14 protein-coding genes are annotated in these 16343 nt (G+C 73.7%); 11 read left to right on the forward strand and 3 right to left on the reverse strand.

The genetic code is table 11. From position 1 onward, the window contains the following. Nucleotides 1-94 precede the first annotated feature (94 nt). The 4 genes from ACZ4E1_RS22155 (at nt 95) to ACZ4E1_RS22170 (ending at nt 5904) form a co-directional block, all read left to right on the forward strand. The gene (locus tag ACZ4E1_RS22155) at nt 95-1297 is read left to right on the forward strand and encodes a M20 metallopeptidase family protein (RefSeq protein ID WP_467541664.1); all 1203 of its coding nucleotides are present in this window, start codon (nt 95-97) and stop codon (nt 1295-1297) included. Continuing rightward, nucleotides 1294-2694, forward strand: a complete 1401-nt coding sequence (locus ACZ4E1_RS22160; protein WP_467541667.1) for an MFS transporter — start codon at nt 1294-1296, stop codon at nt 2692-2694. Before ACZ4E1_RS22155 ends, ACZ4E1_RS22160 begins: the two co-directional genes overlap by 4 nt. A gap of 153 nt (nt 2695-2847) precedes the next feature. After that, nucleotides 2848-4251, forward strand: coding sequence for a wax ester/triacylglycerol synthase family O-acyltransferase (locus ACZ4E1_RS22165; protein WP_467541669.1), 1404 nt, complete (start codon nt 2848-2850; stop codon nt 4249-4251). A gap of 147 nt (nt 4252-4398) precedes the next feature. After that, entirely contained in the window at nt 4399-5904 is a 1506-nt protein-coding gene (locus ACZ4E1_RS22170) for an SDR family NAD(P)-dependent oxidoreductase (RefSeq protein WP_467541671.1), read from the forward strand. A 38-nt stretch (nt 5905-5942) separates the two neighbouring features. Here the strand turns inward: ACZ4E1_RS22170 and ACZ4E1_RS22175 are convergent, their stop codons facing one another. Together ACZ4E1_RS22175 and ACZ4E1_RS22180 are read right to left on the reverse strand one after the other, a co-directional pair. Continuing rightward, a complete protein-coding gene (locus ACZ4E1_RS22175; protein ID WP_467541673.1) occupies nt 5943-6719 on the reverse strand; it encodes an SDR family oxidoreductase in 777 nt (258 codons plus the stop codon). Nucleotides 6720-6825: 106 nt separating this feature from the next. Then, nucleotides 6826-7329 carry an HD domain-containing protein gene (locus ACZ4E1_RS22180; RefSeq protein ID WP_467541675.1) on the reverse strand — a complete coding sequence of 168 codons (504 nt, stop codon included), beginning with the start codon at nt 7327-7329 and terminating at the stop codon, nt 6826-6828. A 116-nt stretch (nt 7330-7445) separates the two neighbouring features. Between ACZ4E1_RS22180 and ACZ4E1_RS22185 the strand changes: the two genes are divergently transcribed. From ACZ4E1_RS22185 to ACZ4E1_RS22215, 7 genes are all read left to right on the forward strand, one after another. After that, nucleotides 7446-7823: a hypothetical protein gene (locus ACZ4E1_RS22185; RefSeq protein WP_467541677.1), complete on the forward strand. Its 378-nt coding sequence runs from the start codon at nt 7446-7448 to the stop codon at nt 7821-7823. A gap of 76 nt (nt 7824-7899) precedes the next feature. After that, nucleotides 7900-8664, forward strand: a complete 765-nt coding sequence (locus ACZ4E1_RS22190; protein WP_467541679.1) for a DsbA family protein — start codon at nt 7900-7902, stop codon at nt 8662-8664. Continuing rightward, nucleotides 8661-9560, forward strand: coding sequence for a cytochrome c biogenesis CcdA family protein (locus ACZ4E1_RS22195; protein WP_467541681.1), 900 nt, complete (start codon nt 8661-8663; stop codon nt 9558-9560). The genes ACZ4E1_RS22190 and ACZ4E1_RS22195 overlap by 4 nt, the downstream gene beginning before the upstream one ends. A gap of 43 nt (nt 9561-9603) precedes the next feature. Then, nucleotides 9604-10386 carry a DUF4142 domain-containing protein gene (locus ACZ4E1_RS22200; RefSeq protein ID WP_467541683.1) on the forward strand — a complete coding sequence of 261 codons (783 nt, stop codon included), beginning with the start codon at nt 9604-9606 and terminating at the stop codon, nt 10384-10386. A 357-nt stretch (nt 10387-10743) separates the two neighbouring features. Then, nucleotides 10744-10917: a hypothetical protein gene (locus tag ACZ4E1_RS22205; RefSeq protein WP_188335693.1), complete on the forward strand. Its 174-nt coding sequence runs from the start codon at nt 10744-10746 to the stop codon at nt 10915-10917. A gap of 214 nt (nt 10918-11131) precedes the next feature. Beyond that, entirely contained in the window at nt 11132-13024 is a 1893-nt protein-coding gene (locus ACZ4E1_RS22210) for a family 20 glycosylhydrolase (protein ID WP_467541685.1), read from the forward strand. A gap of 36 nt (nt 13025-13060) precedes the next feature. After that, a complete protein-coding gene (locus ACZ4E1_RS22215; RefSeq protein WP_467541687.1) occupies nt 13061-14626 on the forward strand; it encodes an alpha-L-fucosidase in 1566 nt (521 codons plus the stop codon). A gap of 46 nt (nt 14627-14672) precedes the next feature. Here ACZ4E1_RS22215 and ACZ4E1_RS22220 read toward each other — a convergent pair whose 3' ends face one another. Then, entirely contained in the window at nt 14673-16319 is a 1647-nt protein-coding gene (locus ACZ4E1_RS22220) for an amidohydrolase (RefSeq protein WP_467541689.1), read from the reverse strand. Nucleotides 16320-16343 lie beyond the last annotated feature (24 nt).

Genomic DNA, 16343 nt, shown 5'->3' on the forward strand with positions numbered 1-16343 from the left:
TTTCCCTGCGATCCGGGCGGCGTTCCTGCGGTGGCACAGCACCCTGAGCGCACCCGCTCCACCCTGCCGGACCGTACCAGGAGGTTCCTCCCCGATGTCGATCACCGAACGAGCCCGTGAACTCCAGCCCGACCTGGTCCGGCTGCGCCGCGCCCTGCACCGCGAGCCCGAGCTCGGCCTGGCGCTGCCCCGCACCCAGGAGAAGGTCCTCGCCGCGCTCGACGGACTGCCCCTGGAGATCACCCCCGGCCGGGCCATCGGATCCGTGACCGCCGTCCTGCGCGGCGGCCGGCCCGGCGGTGCCGTCCTGCTGCGCGGCGACATGGACGCTCTGCCCGTCAGCGAGAAGACCGGCCTCGACTACGCCTCCGAGGTGCCCGGTGCGATGCACGCCTGCGGCCACGACCTGCACACCGCCGGGCTCGTCGGCGCCGCGACGCTGCTCGCCGAGCGCCGCGAACACCTCCGCGGCGACGTCGTGTTCATGTTCCAGCCCGGCGAGGAGGGGCACAACGGCGCCGGGCGGATGATCGAGGAGGGCGTCCTCGACGCCGCGGGCAAGCCGCTCGACGCCGCGTTCGCCCTGCACGTCGCGGCGAACCGGCTGCCCGGCGGCCTCGTCGCCACCCGCCCCGGCACCGTCACCTCCGCCTCCGACGTCCTGACGGTCACCGTGCGCGGCGCGGGCGGCCACGGCTCCACCCCGCACAGCGCGAAGGACCCCGTCCCGGTCGCCTGCGAGATCGTCACCGCCCTGCAGAACTGGGTCACCCGCCGCTTCGACATCTTCGACCCCGTCGTCGTCACCGTCGGCAGCTTCCACGCCGGCACCCAGGCGAACGTCATCCCGGAGACCGCTACCTTCGAGGCCACCGTGCGCAGCTACTCGGAGGCCGCCCACGCGCAGCTCATCGAGGGCCTGCCGCGGCTGGTGCGCGGCATCGCCGAGGCCCACGGCGTCGACGCCGAGACCGACTACCGGGTCCAGTACCCGGTCACCGTCAACGACCCGGGCGAGACCGCCTTCGCCCTGGAGGCCGCCCGCGAACTGCTCGGCCCGACCCAGGTCCTGGAAGCCCCGCACCCGGCCAACGGCTCCGAGGACTTCGCGTTCGTCCTGCGACGCACCCCCGGCACGATGCTTCTCGTGGGCGCCGCCCCCGAGGGCGTCGACGCGTCGACCGCCCCCATGAACCACTCGCCGCACGCCGTCTTCGACGACCGGGTGCTCGGCCGGCAGGCCGCCCTGCTCACCGAGCTCGCCGAGCGGCGCCTCGCCCGCGGCGGCGCGGCATGACGGCCCCGGCCGACGGCAGAGTCCGTACGGTCGTCGGACTACTCGTCGCCTTCGAGCTGGTCAGCGGCTTCCTCCAGGGCGCTGCCGTCCCCCTCGTCCCCTCCGTCCAGGACTGGCAGGGCATCACCACGGGCCAGGCCCAGTGGTTCACCACCGTCCAGTTCCTGGCCGCCGCGATCAGCGTCCCGGCCTTCGGGCGGCTCGGCGACCTGTACGGACACCGCCGGCTGATCCGGGTCGCACTCGCCACGATCGCGGTCGGCACCCTGCTCGTCGCCTGCGCCCCCAACCTTGCGGTGCTCCTCGTGGGCCGCGCCCTGATGGGTCCCCTCGCGGCGCTGCTTCCGCTGGAGATCGGCCTCGTCCGGGACCGGCTCAGCGTCGGCGGCGGGCGTCGGGCCGTCGGCCTCCTCGTCGGCGCGCTGACCCTCGGCTCGGTCCTCGGGCACGCGCTCGCCGGGCCCCTGCTCTCGCTGACCGGCGATCTGCGCCTCACCCTGTTCGTCCTCACCGCGCTCGCCGCGGCCTGCGTCGCCGTGTCCTTCACCGCGATCCCCGAGTCCGGCACCCGGGCCGAGGGGCGCATGGACCGCGCGGGCGCCGTCCTGCTCGCGCTCGCCCTCGTCGTCCTGCTCGGCGCGGTCTCCCGCGCGGCGGCCTGGGGCTGGGGCTCCCCGCTCACCCTCGGCGGACTGCTCCTGGCCGTCGTGCTCCTGGCGGTGTGGACGCGGCTCGAACTGGCCCACCCGCACCCGCTCGTGGACGTCCGCGCCCTGGTCGGCCGGCGCAGCGCGCCCTACTTCGCGTCCGCGTTCGTGCTCGGCGCCGTGATGCTCGGCGGGCAGGCCGTCGGGGTCAGCTTCATGGCCGCCTCACCCGGCGACGAGGGATACGGCTTCGGACTCGCTGCCTGGCAGATCAGCGTCTACGGCGTCGTCCCGCACCTCACCGCGTTCGCCGGTTCCGTGCTCTGCGCCCCGCTCGCCGCCCGCTTGGGCTACCGGCGCCTCCTCCTTCTGGCGTTCACCCTCCTGGCGGCCGGATACCTGGGCCTGATCGGGGCGAACACCGCGCTCGCGCCGTTCAGCGCCGCCAACGCGCTCACCGGGATCGGCTGCGGTCTCGCGCTCGGCGGACTGCCCACCGTCGTCGTCGAGGCCGGTCCGGCCGACCGCACGGCGAGCGTCACCGCCGTCTACAACAACCTCAAGACCCTCGGCGGCAGCATCGGCGGGGCCGCGTTCGGCACCGTCCTCGCGGGCCTGGTGATCGGCCCGACGGACACTCCGTCGCGGGCCGCCTATCTCGCGATCTGGGCCGGGGGAGGGGCGGCCTGCGCCCTCGCCGTCGGGGTCCAGCTGCTCGTGGCGAGGCGGCCTGCGGTGCTCGCCGCCTGATCCGGCAGAGCACTTCTGCCCCACGCGTCACCCCGCGCACCATTCGGACGCGTCTTAATCAACTGTTAACTGTGTGTGCGCGGATCGTACTTGACCGTAATCGATCGATCGGGGTTGACTGCGACTCCCCTGTCCTCGACGCGAGAGCACTCCATGACTGTGCAGAGTTCGGACCTGCTCGCCCCCCTCGACCTGGCGTTCTGGAACATCGAGACCGCCGAGCACCCCATGCACCTGGGCGCCCTCGGCGTCTTCGACGGAGCCGGGGACGGGAAGAGCGCCGCCCGGCACGCGTACGAGCTGCTCGCCTCCCGCGCCGCCGCCGTCCCCGGGCTGCGCATGCGCCTGGCCGGGGTCCTGTTCCCCGTCGGCGGCGCCGCCCGGGTGCCCGTCCGCGACTTCGACCCGCGCGAGCACGTCCGGCTCGGCGTCCCCGTCGAGAACTTCCACGCCGCCGCCGGCGCCCTCATGGAGCGGCCCCTCGACCGCCGCAGGCCCCCGTGGGAGGCCCATGTGCTGCCCGCGGCGGACGGCTCCGGCTTCGCCGTCCTGTTCAAGTTCCACCACGCCCTCGCCGACGGCCTGCGCGCCCTCACCCTCGCCGCCGCCGTCATGGACCCGACGGACCTGCCACTCTCCCGCGCCCCGAAACCCGAGCCGCAGCGCGGGCGCGGCCTGCGCCTGCCCTTCTCCGGAATGCGCGAGCTCACCCTCGCCGACCTCGACCCGCGCCGCTACCCCGACCACGTCCGCTCCGTCGTCGGCAGCACCGCGCAGGCCCTGTCCATCGGCGCCTCCGTCGCCCGCGCCACCCTGGGCGTGCGCACCTCGCCCGCCCTCACCTCGCCCGGCAGCGGCACCCGGCGCACCGCCGGCGTCGTGCTCGACCTCGACGACGTGCACCGCATCCGCAAGACCGTCGGCGGCACCGTCAACGACGTGCTCATCGCCCTGGTCGCCGGAGCCGTCCGGCGCTGGCTCGACGAGCGCGGCGACGGCAGCGAGGGCGTCGAGCCCCGCGCCCTGGTCCCCGTCTCCCGCCGCCGCCCCCGCACCGCGACCCCCCAGGGCAACCGCTTGTCCGGCTACCTGGTCCGGCTCCCCGTCGGCGAGCGCGACCCCCTGGAGCGGCTGCGCGTCGTACGGGCCACCATGGACCGCCGCAAGGACCACGGCCCGAGCCGCGGCGCCGGCGCGGTCGCCCTGCTCGCCGACCACGTCCCGCCGCTCGGCCACCGCCTCGGCGGCTCCTTCGTCGGGCAGAACGCCCGGCTCCTGTTCGACCTGCTCGTCACCAGCGTCCCGCTGCCCAGCCTCGGCCTGAAGCTCGGCGGCTGCCCGCTCACCGAGGTGTTCCCGCTGGCCCCGCTCGCCCAGGGCCAGTCGCTCGCCGTCGCCGTCTCCACGTACCGGGGGCGGGTGCACTACGGACTCGTGGCCGACGGCGTCGCCGTGCCCGACCTCGACGTGCTCGCGGCGGCGCTGCGCACCGAGCTGAGGGTGCTGACCGAGGAGTGCGAGCGCGCCGCGAGCCCCGGTGGCGCCTCCCGGGCGTGACGTCCGTCATTTGGCCCACCCCGGTCGCCCCAGTATCCTCCGGAGCTGGCGGGATCAGCTGAGCGACCTGTAAGGTGCCGCCTTTTGGCAGCCGCGCGACCCCTGGGCATCGCAGCGGCACGAGCGACACGAGGAACAGCAGCGGCGATGACCGTGACAGAGGACAACCAGGCCCCGACGGCGGCCGAGGCCACGGACACCGCGTACGGCCCGGGCATCGACCCCGAGCGGCTCGCCGTCTGCCTGAGCGTGCTGGACGAGCTGGACGAGCTCGACGTCGACCACCCCGACGCGATCGCCGTCCGGCGCGCCACCGCGGGCATCTACCGCACCGTGAAGCAGCGCCGCCGCCAGGAGCGGCGTGCCGCCAAGACCGCCCACGACAAGGCCGTCACCGAGGCGACCGCGACCGGCTCCGCCGAGCGCATCGACGACGAGACCGAGGGCCTGCTGCCGAGCTCGCAGACCGAGGAGGGCCGGATCGCGGGGATACTGCAGCGCCCGCGCTCCTGCTACACCTGCAAGACCCGGTACGTCGAGGTCGACTACTTCTACCACCAGCTCTGTCCGGACTGCGCGCGCGTGAACCGCGCCAAGCGTGACGTCCGCGCCGACCTGACCGGCAAGCGCGCCCTGCTCACCGGCGGCCGGGCCAAGATCGGCATGTACATCGCCCTGCGACTGCTGCGCGACGGCGCCCACACCACGATCACGACCCGCTTCCCCAAGGACGCCATCCGCCGCTTCAAGGCGATGGAGGACTCCGCGGACTGGATCGACCGCCTGGAGGTCGTCGGCATCGACCTGCGCGACCCCGCGCAGGCCGTGGCCCTCGCCGACCAGGTCGCCGACGCGGGCCCGCTCGACATCCTGATCAACAACGCGACGCAGACCGTGCGCCGCCTGCCCTCCGCCTACGCGGCCCTCGTCGACGGCGAGAGCGCCCCGCTGCCCGCGGGCGTCCTGCCCCCGCACCACGTCATCGGCGCGTTCAACTCGGGAGCCGTCGACGGCATCGCCGCGCTGCCGCTCGGCACCAGCGGCATCGACGCCCAGCAGGTCGCCGACCTCGCGCTCGTCGCGGGCAACGCGAGCGTGGAGCGGCACCTCGCCGGCACCGCCATCGACGCGGGCGGCCTCGTGCCGGACGTCGTCGACTCCAACACCTGGGTGCAGACCATCGAGCAGATCTCCCCGGTGGAGCTCCTCGAGACCCAGCTGTGCAACTACACGGCGCCGTTCATCCTCATCAGCAAGCTCCGCCCGGCCATGGCCGAGGCCGCCAAGAAGGCCGCCAGCGGACGCGCGTACGTCGTCAACGTGTCGGCGATGGAGGGCGTGTTCGGCCGCGGCTACAAGGGCGCGGGCCACCCGAACACGAACGCGGCCAAGGCCGCGATGAACATGGTGACGCGCACCAGCGCCCAGGAGATGTTCCAGTCCGACGGCATCCTCATGACGTCCGTCGACACCGGCTGGATCACCGACGAGCGCCCGCACTACGACAAGCTGCGGCTCGCCGAGGAAGGCTTCCACGCCCCGCTCGACCTGGTCGACGGCGCGGCCCGCGTCTACGACCCGGTCGTGCGCGGCGAGGCCGGCGAGGACCTGTACGGCGTCTTCCTGAAGGACTACGAGCCCGGCAAGTGGTGACGCAGCTCCCGCTGCACCGCACCCGGATCACCGCCCGGTCAGGCGGCACGCACCCGCGTGCCGCCGTCCACCAGCAGATCCGCCCCGGTGATCCACGCAGCCTCGTCGGACACCAGCCAGCGCACCGCCCGCGCCACGTCGCCGGGCTCGCCGATCCGCCCGCTCGGCAGCCCGGCCGCGACGCTCTCCTCCGCGCGCTCCCACACGAACCGCGCCATCTCGGTGCGCACCAGCCCCGGCGACACCGAGTTCACCCGCACTCCCGGCCCCAGCTCGCCCGCCAGCTGGGCCGTCAGATGCAGCAGCGCCGCCTTGCTCGTCCCGTACGCGCCGACGTTCGGGCCCACATGGGCGGCGCCCTCCGTGCACACGTTGACGACGGCGCCGCCGTGCTCGCTCATCCAGGCCCGCCACGCACACTGCACGAGCCGCAGCGGCGCCTCCACGTTCACCGTGAACGCCGTGCGCCAGGCGTCCGGATCGGCGTCCATCAGCGGACCGTACGGCTGGTTCGTCGCCGCGTTGTTCACCACGACGTCGAGCCGCCCGTACGCGGCCATGGTCGCCTCGGTGACCTCCCACAGATGCGCCGGATCGGCGACCGAACCGGCCACGCCGATCAACTCCGCGCCCTCCGCGCGCAGTTGTGCGACCGCCTCGCGGACCCCGGCCGCGTCCCGCGCCGTCACGCACAACCGGGCGCCGCAGCGGGCCAGTTCCCGGGCGACCGCGAGGCCGATGCCCCGCGTGCCCCCGGTCACGACCGCCGCCCGGCCCGCCAGGGAGCCGGGCGACTCGACAGGGCCTGAAGTCATGCGCGTACGGTCTCACGACCGCACCCGTTCTGACGATGCGTCAGCCGTGCCGGATACGTGGGAAATCGGTGACGCGACGGTGCGGGCCCCGGGGGAGCGGGGCGGGTCAGCGGCTGTGGACGGGCGTCCGGAGGGCGCCCTGCGCGGCCCGCTCCAGCAGCTCGCGCCAGTCCTCCACGACCCCCGCGTCCGGACCCGCCGCGCGGTGCGCGTCGTCCGTCGCCCGGCACAGCGCCACCGCGTCCCGCGCCAGCGGATCGGCCTCGAACGCGGCCGCCTCGCCCGGACTCATCGGCCCGCCCCGCGTCCCGGACCCGGCCGGGGCGGCGCCGGGCTCGACCGCCGCCAGATAGCGCCGGGCCGCTCCGCACAGCCGCACCAGACGGGCCACCCGTTCACCGAGCAGCCCGCGCACCGCCTCGGCAGGGGCGGCCCGGCCCGGGTCGCCGACCAGGCCCTGCACGAGCCCCGCGAGCTGGAGCTCCTTGTCGCTGGGGTGCGCGCGGCGCAGCAGCGCCGCCGTCCGCAGCGCGTGCTCGGGGCCGCGGTCGCGCAGCGCCGCCATCAACTCCTCGACGGTGCGCGGTTCGAAGCGGTGCGGGGACGGCATGGGTGACTCCTCCCGAAGGTCTTCCGGTGGTCGTCCCCCAGCCGACCATGGACACCTGACGGACCGGTCAACGGGACGTTAACGGTCCGTCCTCCGCGTGGGGCACAATGGCCCGCATGCCCCGCACCGTCCCCCGCACCCGCGTGCTGTGGGGCGTCGTGCTCATCGGGCTGCTCCTGTCCGTCCTCGGTGCTCAGCACTGCGCCCGGTCCTTCGCCTCGGCCGCGCCCGGCGCCACCGAGGTCCGCGCGAGCCACCAGGTGACGCCCGCGGTCCCGGGCTGCGACCCGCAGCGGCAGAACGCCCCGGACGACCGGCAGGGCCTGCCGCACCGCGGCACCGCCGCGCACGAACTCCTCGCGCCGCTCGCGCACGAGCACGGCCGGGGCGCCGCCGCGCCGCTCGACGCGCTCGCGCCCCGCACCCCGTCCGGCCGCGCCCCGCCCCCGGCCGACGCGCCGTCACCCGTCGAACTGTCCGTCCTGCGCGTGTAGCCGACGCCCCGGGCCGCCTCCGCGTGCCCGGAACCCGTCGCACCGTCACCTCCTCATCACGCAAGGACCTTTCGGCATGCCCGAGAAGAAGAAGACCGCCCGTCCCCTCGCGATCGGCGCCGGCGTCGCCGTGGCCGCCGCCCTGCTCGGCCTCGTCTCGTACACCGCCACCAAGCCCGAGTCGCGCGACGCCGGGAGCACCGGCAGCGCCGCGACCGTCGAGCAGGGGCCCGCCGACGAGACCACGCAGGCGCTCGTGAAGCTCGCCCGCCGCGAGACGAAGGACCCGCTGGCGCAGGGCCGCGCCGACGCGCCGGTAGTCCTCATCGAGTACGCCGACTTCCGGTGCGGCTACTGCGGCAAGTTCGCCCGCGACACCGAGCCCGGCCTCGTCAAGAAGTACGTCGAGGACGGCACCCTGCGCATCGAGTGGCGCAACTTCCCGATCTTCGGCGCCGAGTCCGAGACCGCGGCGCGCGCCGCCTGGGCCGCCGGGCAGCAGGGCCGCTTCTGGCCGTTCCACGCCGCCGCCTACGCCGAGGGCGCGAAGGAGAAGGGCTTCGGCGCGGGCCGCCTCGACGCCCTCGCCCGGGAGGCCGGGGTGAAGGACCTCGACCGGTTCCGCCGCGACCTCGCCGGCGAACAGGCCCACGCCGCCGTCAAGAAGGACCAGGACGAGGCCTACAGCCTGGGCGCCACCTCGACGCCCTCCTTCCTGATCAACGGTCAGCCCATCGCGGGCGCCCAGTCCGACGCGGTCTTCGAGCAGGCCATCGAGACCGCGAAGGCGCAGGAGAGCCGGAAGGCGCGGGAAGAGAAGAAGGCGCGGGACGCCAAGTGAGCGACATCGGCTATCTCGCGGCCTTCCTCGGCGGCCTGCTCGCCCTGCTCAGCCCGTGCAGCGCACTGCTGCTCCCCGCGTTCTTCGCCTACTCGATCGACAGCCCCACCCGGCTCGTCGCCCGCACCGGCGTCTTCTACCTCGGCCTCGCCACGACCCTGGTCCCGCTCGGCGCCGCCGGCTCGTACGCCGGACGGTTCTTCTACGGCCACCGGGACCTGCTCGTCACGATCGGGGGCTGGACCGTCATCGCGCTCGGGGTGCTCCAGATCGCGGGGCGCGGCTTCACCTCCCGGCGGCTCACCGAGCTCACCGGCCGCATCCGCCCCACCACCGCCCTGTCCGTGTACGCGCTCGGCGCGGTCTACGGGCTCGCCGGTTTCTGCGCGGGACCGATCCTCGGCAGCGTCCTGACGGTCGCCGCGCTCGGCGGGCACCCGGTGTACGGCGGGATCCTGCTCGCGGTCTACGCCCTCGGCATGGCCGTGCCGCTGTTCCTGCTCGCGCTGCTGTGGGAGCGGTTCGATCTCGGCAAGCGCCGGTTCCTGCGCGGCCGGGCCGTACGGATCGGTCGCTTCGAGACCCACTCGACCTCCCTCGTCTCGGGCCTCTTCTTCCTCGCCCTCGGCACCCTGTTCCTGGTCTTCGACGGGACGACGGCGCTGCCCGGACTGCTGGACGTGGACGACTCGTTCGCCGTCGAGCAATGGGCCCGGGCGGTCGGCGGGCACGTCCCGGACGCGGCACTGCTCGTCGCGGCCGTCGCCGTGGTGGGCGTGGTGCTCGTGGTCCGGGCCTGGCGCGGCCGTACACCCACCGTGAGCGAGGGGGACGAACCTCGCGAGGACGTGAACACGGCGGACCCGGCGGCCGTATCTTCCCGTACCACCACGTAGCTCGCCGCACGGGCGAGCCGACGCCGGTCACCGGGAGGCCCGCTTGCGTCGCGTCAACGGCACCGCTCTGATCATCGCCGCCCTGCTCGCCACCGTCGGCGCCCTGGCGTTCCCGATCTGGTCGTACGCCGACCGGTCGGGGACGGGCCAGGCGAACCTGGACGCCGGCACCGTGGCCACCCGGTGGGGCCCGCTGTCCGCGACGGACCGGGACTTCATCGTGAAGGTCCGGCTCGCCGGGCTCTGGGAGATCCCCGCGGGACAGCAGGCCATGGAGCGGGCGCCGACGCGGGCCGTGCGCGAGGCGGGGGACCACCTCGTCGTCGGGCACACCGATCTCGACCAGCGGGTGCGGTCGGTCGCGGCACGGCTCGGCGTGGAGCTGCCGAGCCAGCCGAACGCGCAGCAACAGGGCTGGCTGGCTCAGCTGAGCGCGGCGAGCGGCAAGGACTATGAGCGGAAGTTCGCCAATCTGCTGCGCGACTCCCACGGCAAGGTGTTCGCCCTGATCGCCCAGGTCCGCCACACGACCCGCAACACGCTCGTACGCGAGCTCGCCACGGACGCCAACCAGACCGTGCTCGACCACATCACCATGCTGGAGAACACCGGTGACGTGGACTTCGACGCCCTCGCGAACGAGGCGGCGGGCACCGCGACGGCCAGCCCGACGGGCCCGCCCCCGCCGGACGGCAGGGCCCCGGAAGGCCCGGCTCCGGCCGCCGGACCCACCGGTTCCCCGGAGGCGACCTCGCGGCCCTCGACCCAGCCCACGGACGAGCCGGGGCGTGTCATCGACACCGACCGCCCCGCCCCGACCTCCTGAAACGCCCAAGTCGGGCTGTGGCGGAAAGAACAGGAAAAAGCAGTCGCGCCCGAACGGTCGGTCATGGCTGAATGAACTCACGTAAACCTCTCAGGTACGTAAAATCTTCAGCCCCGGTGAGCGGACCCGCGCTCATATGGTTAGGCTGTAGCCGAACGGTCACCGCACGTGGGTCCCACCCGACCCAGGGGACCGTTCAGGGAAAGGCCGATCACCACAGGCCGATTCCACCAGCGACACCGGCGCCACCGCGCCCGAACTGGCCTTCCACTCAAGCCCGATCGGGTGTCCAGTGCCCCGCGTGAAGCTGGGCCGGTCATGCCGGTAAGGGTTACCCCGACACACAAGGAGTGCGCGGTGACACCAGAGAAGACGACGCGAGAGCAACGCCCGAAGGATCGAGCGGACCGGGCCGGCCGACGGCCGGAGCGCCTCGGCAGCCTCGAGGTCTGGGCCCGTTCGGCCCCGATCCGACTCGCGGGCTACGAGGAGGATCTCGCCGAGCCGCACATCCTGCCGAGCGTCGACTGAGTCCGACGCGACGCCACGGCTCGACAGAAGTGGATCGCCCGCCCGCGCCCCCCTGACCGGAGGCGCGGGCCGACGTGTGTCCGGGGCTTCGCGACAGGCGCTCCGAGACGCGCGGAACATCCGATGTGTCCCCGGCGGCCCCGACCGGATGTCCAAGTATTCACCGGGGATGTCCATGGACCGATGATCCGGGGTGCGGGAATCCTCGGATCTCATGTTGACCGAGTCGCGTACGAAACCGCCCACCCGGCGTCGCAGACCGCGCATCGTCGGCGTCGCCCTGGCCCTCCTCGTCGCGGCGCTGCCCGCCACCGCCGCTCACGCCGCACCGCGGGCCGAGGCCGCCGCCCCGCAGACCCTCCCGGCCCTCTCCGACTGGACCGCCGAGCCGGGCACCTACACCTTCGGCGACCGGACGAGACTCGTCGCCGACGACGCCGCGTCCCGACGCGTCGCCCGCACCCTCGCCGGCGACCTGCGCGCGGCCGGCCACGGCACCGTGCCCGTCACGGACGGCCCCGCGAGGGCCGGCGACATCGTCGTCGACCTCGCCCCCGGCCAAGAACGGCTCGGCGCCGAGGGCTACGAGCTGCGGGCCGGGCAGCGCCTGGAGATCACCGGCGCCGCCGAGACCGGCGCCTTCTACGGCACCCGCACCCTCCTCCAGCTCCTGGCCCGGGGCGACACGATCCCGGCCGGGCGGACCGTCGACCGGCCGGCCTACGCTGAGCGCGGCGTCGGCGTCTGCGCCTGCTACGTGCACATCTCCACCGACTGGCTGGAGAACCTCGTCCGCGACATGGCCTACCGCAAGCTCAACCAGCTGCTCCTCGAGATCAAGGTCAAGAGCGACAAACACCCCGAGGCCAACACCTGGGGCTACTACACCAAGGGCGAGATCCGCCGGCTCGTCGCGCTCGGCGAGAAATACCACGTCACGATCGTCCCCGAGATCAACTCACCCGGGCACATGGACCCGTGGATCGAGAACCGCCCCGACCTCCAGCTCGTCGACACCGACGGCAAGGCCCAGCCCTCTCGCCTGGACGTCACCAAGCCCGAGGCGTTCGCCTACTACAAGAGCCTCGTCGACGAGTACGCGGACGTCTTCCCCGCCCGCTGGTGGCACATGGGCGCCGACGAGTACATGCTCGGCTCCGACTTCGCCAAGTACCCGCACGTCCTGGAGTACGCGCGCGAGAAGTACGGCCCGGGCGCCACACCCCAGGACGCGTTCATCGACTTCGTCAACCGCGTCGAGGCCTACGCGCGCAGCAAGGGCAAGGCGCTGCGCATCTGGAACGACGGCCTGACCGGCGCCAACACCGTGCCCGTCGCGCCCGGTACCACCGTCGAGCACTGGCTGAACGTCAAGGTCAAGCCCAGCACGCTCATCGCCCAGGGCCACCCGGTGATGAACGCCGCCTACTCGCTCTACCTCGTGCGCGGCGGCTTCCACACCAACACCCGCCGGCTCTATGACGAGCAGTGGGACCCGCGCAGCTTCGAGGGCGAGAAGCTGACCTCCGGCAAGGGGATCACCGGCGCCAAGATCAGCCTCTGGCCCGACAACGGCCGCGGCGAGACCGAGAACGAGGTCGCGCAGGCCACCGCCCCCGCCCTTGCCCACATCGGCCAGGTCACCTGGGGCGCCGCCCACCCCGACCCCGACTACGCCGCCTTCACCGCCCGCGCCGCGGCGGTCGGCACCGCGCCCGGCGTCCGGGACCTGACCCGCGTCCCCGTCGCCGACGGCACGTACACCCTCGCCGACCGCGCCGGACACACCCCCGCCCGCACGGTCCGCGTCAGCCGCACCGCCGACGGCTACGCCACGCTCACCGACACCGCGTCCGGCACCTGCCTGGAGACCCGCAGCGGCAAGCTCACGCTCAACGTGCCGCTGCAGCCGGGCTCCGCCGCCACCTGGGAGACCTGCGACCCGAAGAACACCCTCCAGCGGTGGCAGCTCTCCCGCGCACCGGGCGGCCTCACGCTCACCAACGCCATCACCCGCATGACGCTCGACGCCGGCCCCGACGGCGGGCTCGTGCAGTACCCGCCGGACCAGGAGACCCCCACGACCTGGACCCTCACCCAGCGCTGAGCGGATCCAGGCCGAAACGAAAGGGACCCACCCCGCATGGCACTCAGCAGACGGCACCTCCTGCTCGCCGCGACGGCCACCGCCGCCGTCGCCACGACCGGCGTGCCCGCGTCCGTCGCCTCCGCGGCGACCCCGCGCGGCGCCGCCGAACCCCACTACCGGATCCCCGTGAGCCCCGACGACACCCTCGACGAACTCGTCGCCAAGGCGTCCCAGGTCCGGCCCACACCCCGCCAGATCGCCTGGCAGGGCCTGGAGAAGACCGCGTTCCTGCACTTCGGCGTCAACACGTTCACCGGTCTCGAATGGGGCATCGGCGACGAGGACCCGGAGATCTTCCAGCCCACCGGACTCGACACCGACCAGTGGGCCCGCGCCCTCGCCGACGGCGGCTTCAAGCTCGCCATCCTCACCGTCAAGCACCACGACGGCTTCGTCCTCTACCCGTCCCGGTACACCGGCCACAGCGTCCGCTCCAGCAGCTGGCGCGGCGGCAAGGGCGACGTCCTGCGCGACTTCGCCGCGTCCATGCGCCGCCACGGCATCAAGGTCGGCGTCTACGTCTCGCCCGCCGACGAGAACCAGTACCTCGACGGCGTCTACGCCAACGGCAGCGCCCGCTCCCCCCGCACGATCCCCGCCCTGGTCGACGGCGACGACCGCGCCGGACGCGACCTGCCCACGTACGAGCTCGACGCCACCGACTACGGCGCGCACATGCTCAACCAGCTCTACGAGGTGCTCACCGAGTACGGGCCCGTCGACGAGGTCTGGTTCGACGGCTCCCAGGGCCGGATCCCGCCGGACAAGGTCGAGAAGTACGACTGGGACAGCTGGTACGCGCTGATCCGCGCACTCGCCCCGGACGCCTCGATCGCCGTGTCCGGGCCCGACGTCCGCTGGGTCGGCAACGAGGGCGGACTGGCCCGCGAGAACGAGTGGAGCGTCATCCCGGTCAAGGACACCGGCAACGGCAAGTACGACTACGCGCTGCGCTACGACGCGCCCGACGACGGCAGCCGCGACGCGCTCCTGGAGGCCCGCACCAAGGCCGCGTACCTCCAGTGGTGGCCGGCCGAGTGCGACGTGTCGATCCGGCCCGGCTGGTTCTACCACGCGGACCAGCAGCCCAAGTCGGTCGCGCAGCTCACCGACATCTGGTTCCGCTCGGTGGGCCGCGGCGCCGTGCTCCTGCTCAACGTGCCGCCGGACACGAACGGCCTGCTCCCGGCCGCCGACGTCACCCGGCTGAAGGAGTTCCGCGAGCGCACCGACCGCGAGCTGCCGGGCGATCTCGCGCGGGACGCGAAAGTCACCGTCGACGACGCGGGCACCCGCACCGTCGATCTCGGCCGCCCGGTGGCCGTGGACCGGATCCGGCTCGCGGAGGACATCCGGCACGGCCAGCAGGTCGAGAGCTTCGTCGTCGAGGCCGAGGGTGACGGCGGCTGGACCGCCGTCACCGGCGCGGGCACCGTCGGCGCCGCCCGCATCCTCGCGCTCACCGCACCGGTCACGGCCCGCCGCTTCCGACTGCGGATCACCCAGGCGCGGGCCGACGTGCACATCGCACGGTTCGAACTGCACAAGTCGCAGGTGTGACCGTACGGGGGCCGGCCCGCGCCCCGGCTTCCGGCTTCGGCAGGACCTAGCCGAACACGCGCCGGCCCCCGACGTACGTCTGCTCGACCCGTGTCGCCGCGATCTCCTCGGCCGGGCCCGCGAACGGGTCCCGGTCCAGGACCACCAGATCGGCCAGGTACCCGGGCGTGATCGTGCCGGTCTCGGCATCGAGCCCGTTCACGTACGCGCTGCCCGCCGTGTACGCGGTGAGCGCGTCCTGCAGCGACAGGCGCTGTTCCGGAAGGAACACCGGGGTGCCCTCGGGCGCCTCCGGCACGAGCCGGTTCACCGCCACGTGGATGCCCTCCAGCGGGTCCGGGCTGCTCACCGGCCAGTCGCTGCCCGCGGCGAGCGTCGCGCCCGCCCGCAGCAGTTCGCCGAACGGGTACTGCCACCCGGCCCGCTCCGCGCCCAGGAACGGGATGGTCAGCTCGTCCATCTGCGGCTCGTGCGCCGCCCACAGCGGCTGCATGTTCGCGGTCGCGCCGAGCGCGCGGAAACGGCCGATGTCGTCCGGGTGCACCACCTGGAGATGGGCCAGGTGCGGCCGGTGGTCCGTCCAGCCGTTGGCCTCGCGGGCGGCCTCCACCGCGTCGAGCGCCTCGCGGACGGCCCGGTCGCCGAGCGCGTGGAAGTGGACCTGGAACCCGTGCGCGTCCAGTGCGGTCACGTACTTCTTGAGGTCCTCCGGCGGCACGAAGCTGATGCCGCTGTTGTCGCTCTGGCAGCCGCAGCTGTCCAGGTACGGGCCGAGCAGTGCGGCCGTGCCGTTCTCCGCGACCCCGTCCTGCATGATCTTCACGCTCGTGGAGCGCAGCCGGCCCCGGGTGCCCGCCGCGCGGCGGGCGATCAGCTCCTCGATCTGCTCGGTGCCCCGCGCTCGGTCCCACCACAGGGCGCCGACCACGCGGGCGGTGAGGCGGCCGTCGTCCGCGCAGGCCAGATACGCGTCCGTCGGGTCGTTCAGATTGGCGTGCGAGCCGAGCAGCGCGTCCTGCCAGGCCGTGACGCCGAGCGAGTGCAGCAGCTCCTGCGCGCGCAGCAGCCCGGCGATCCGCTCCTCGCGGGTGACCTCCGGAAGCAGCCGGCCGACCAGGTTCGCCGCGCCCTCCTGGAGCATGCCGGTCGGCTCGCCGTCCGCGTCCCGCTCGATCCGCCCGTCGGCCGGGTCGGGCGTGTGCCGGTCGATGCCGGCCAGGCGCAGCGCGGCCGAGTTGACCCAGGCGCCGTGGTGGTCGCGGTTGACGAGGTACGCGGGCCGGTCGGGCACCAGGGCGTCCAGCTCGGCGGCCGTCGGCAGTCCACCGGGGAAGGCCTCCATGGACCAGCCGCCGCCGGTGATCCACTTCTCGTCCGGGTGCGCGGCGGCGTACGCCGCGATCAGCTCCTGGTACTGCGGCAGGGTCTCCGCGTGGCTCAGATCGCACTGGCCCATCTCGATGCCGCCGCCGACCGGATGGATGTGCGCGTCCTGGAACCCGGGGATCAGCAGCTTCCCGCCCAGGTCGACGACCTCGGTGCGCGGGCCGATCAGCTCCCGCACCTCGTCATGTCCTACGGCGACGATCCGCTCGCCGCGCACGGCCACACTGCGGGCCCGCGAGCGGGCGGGGGAACCGGTGTGGACGGGACCGCCGGTGAAGACGAGGTCGGCGGGTGCGGTGCCGGTCATGGGGCAACTCCTTGTACGGGGTGG

Source organism: Streptomyces sp. NPDC025806, assembly GCF_055558275.1.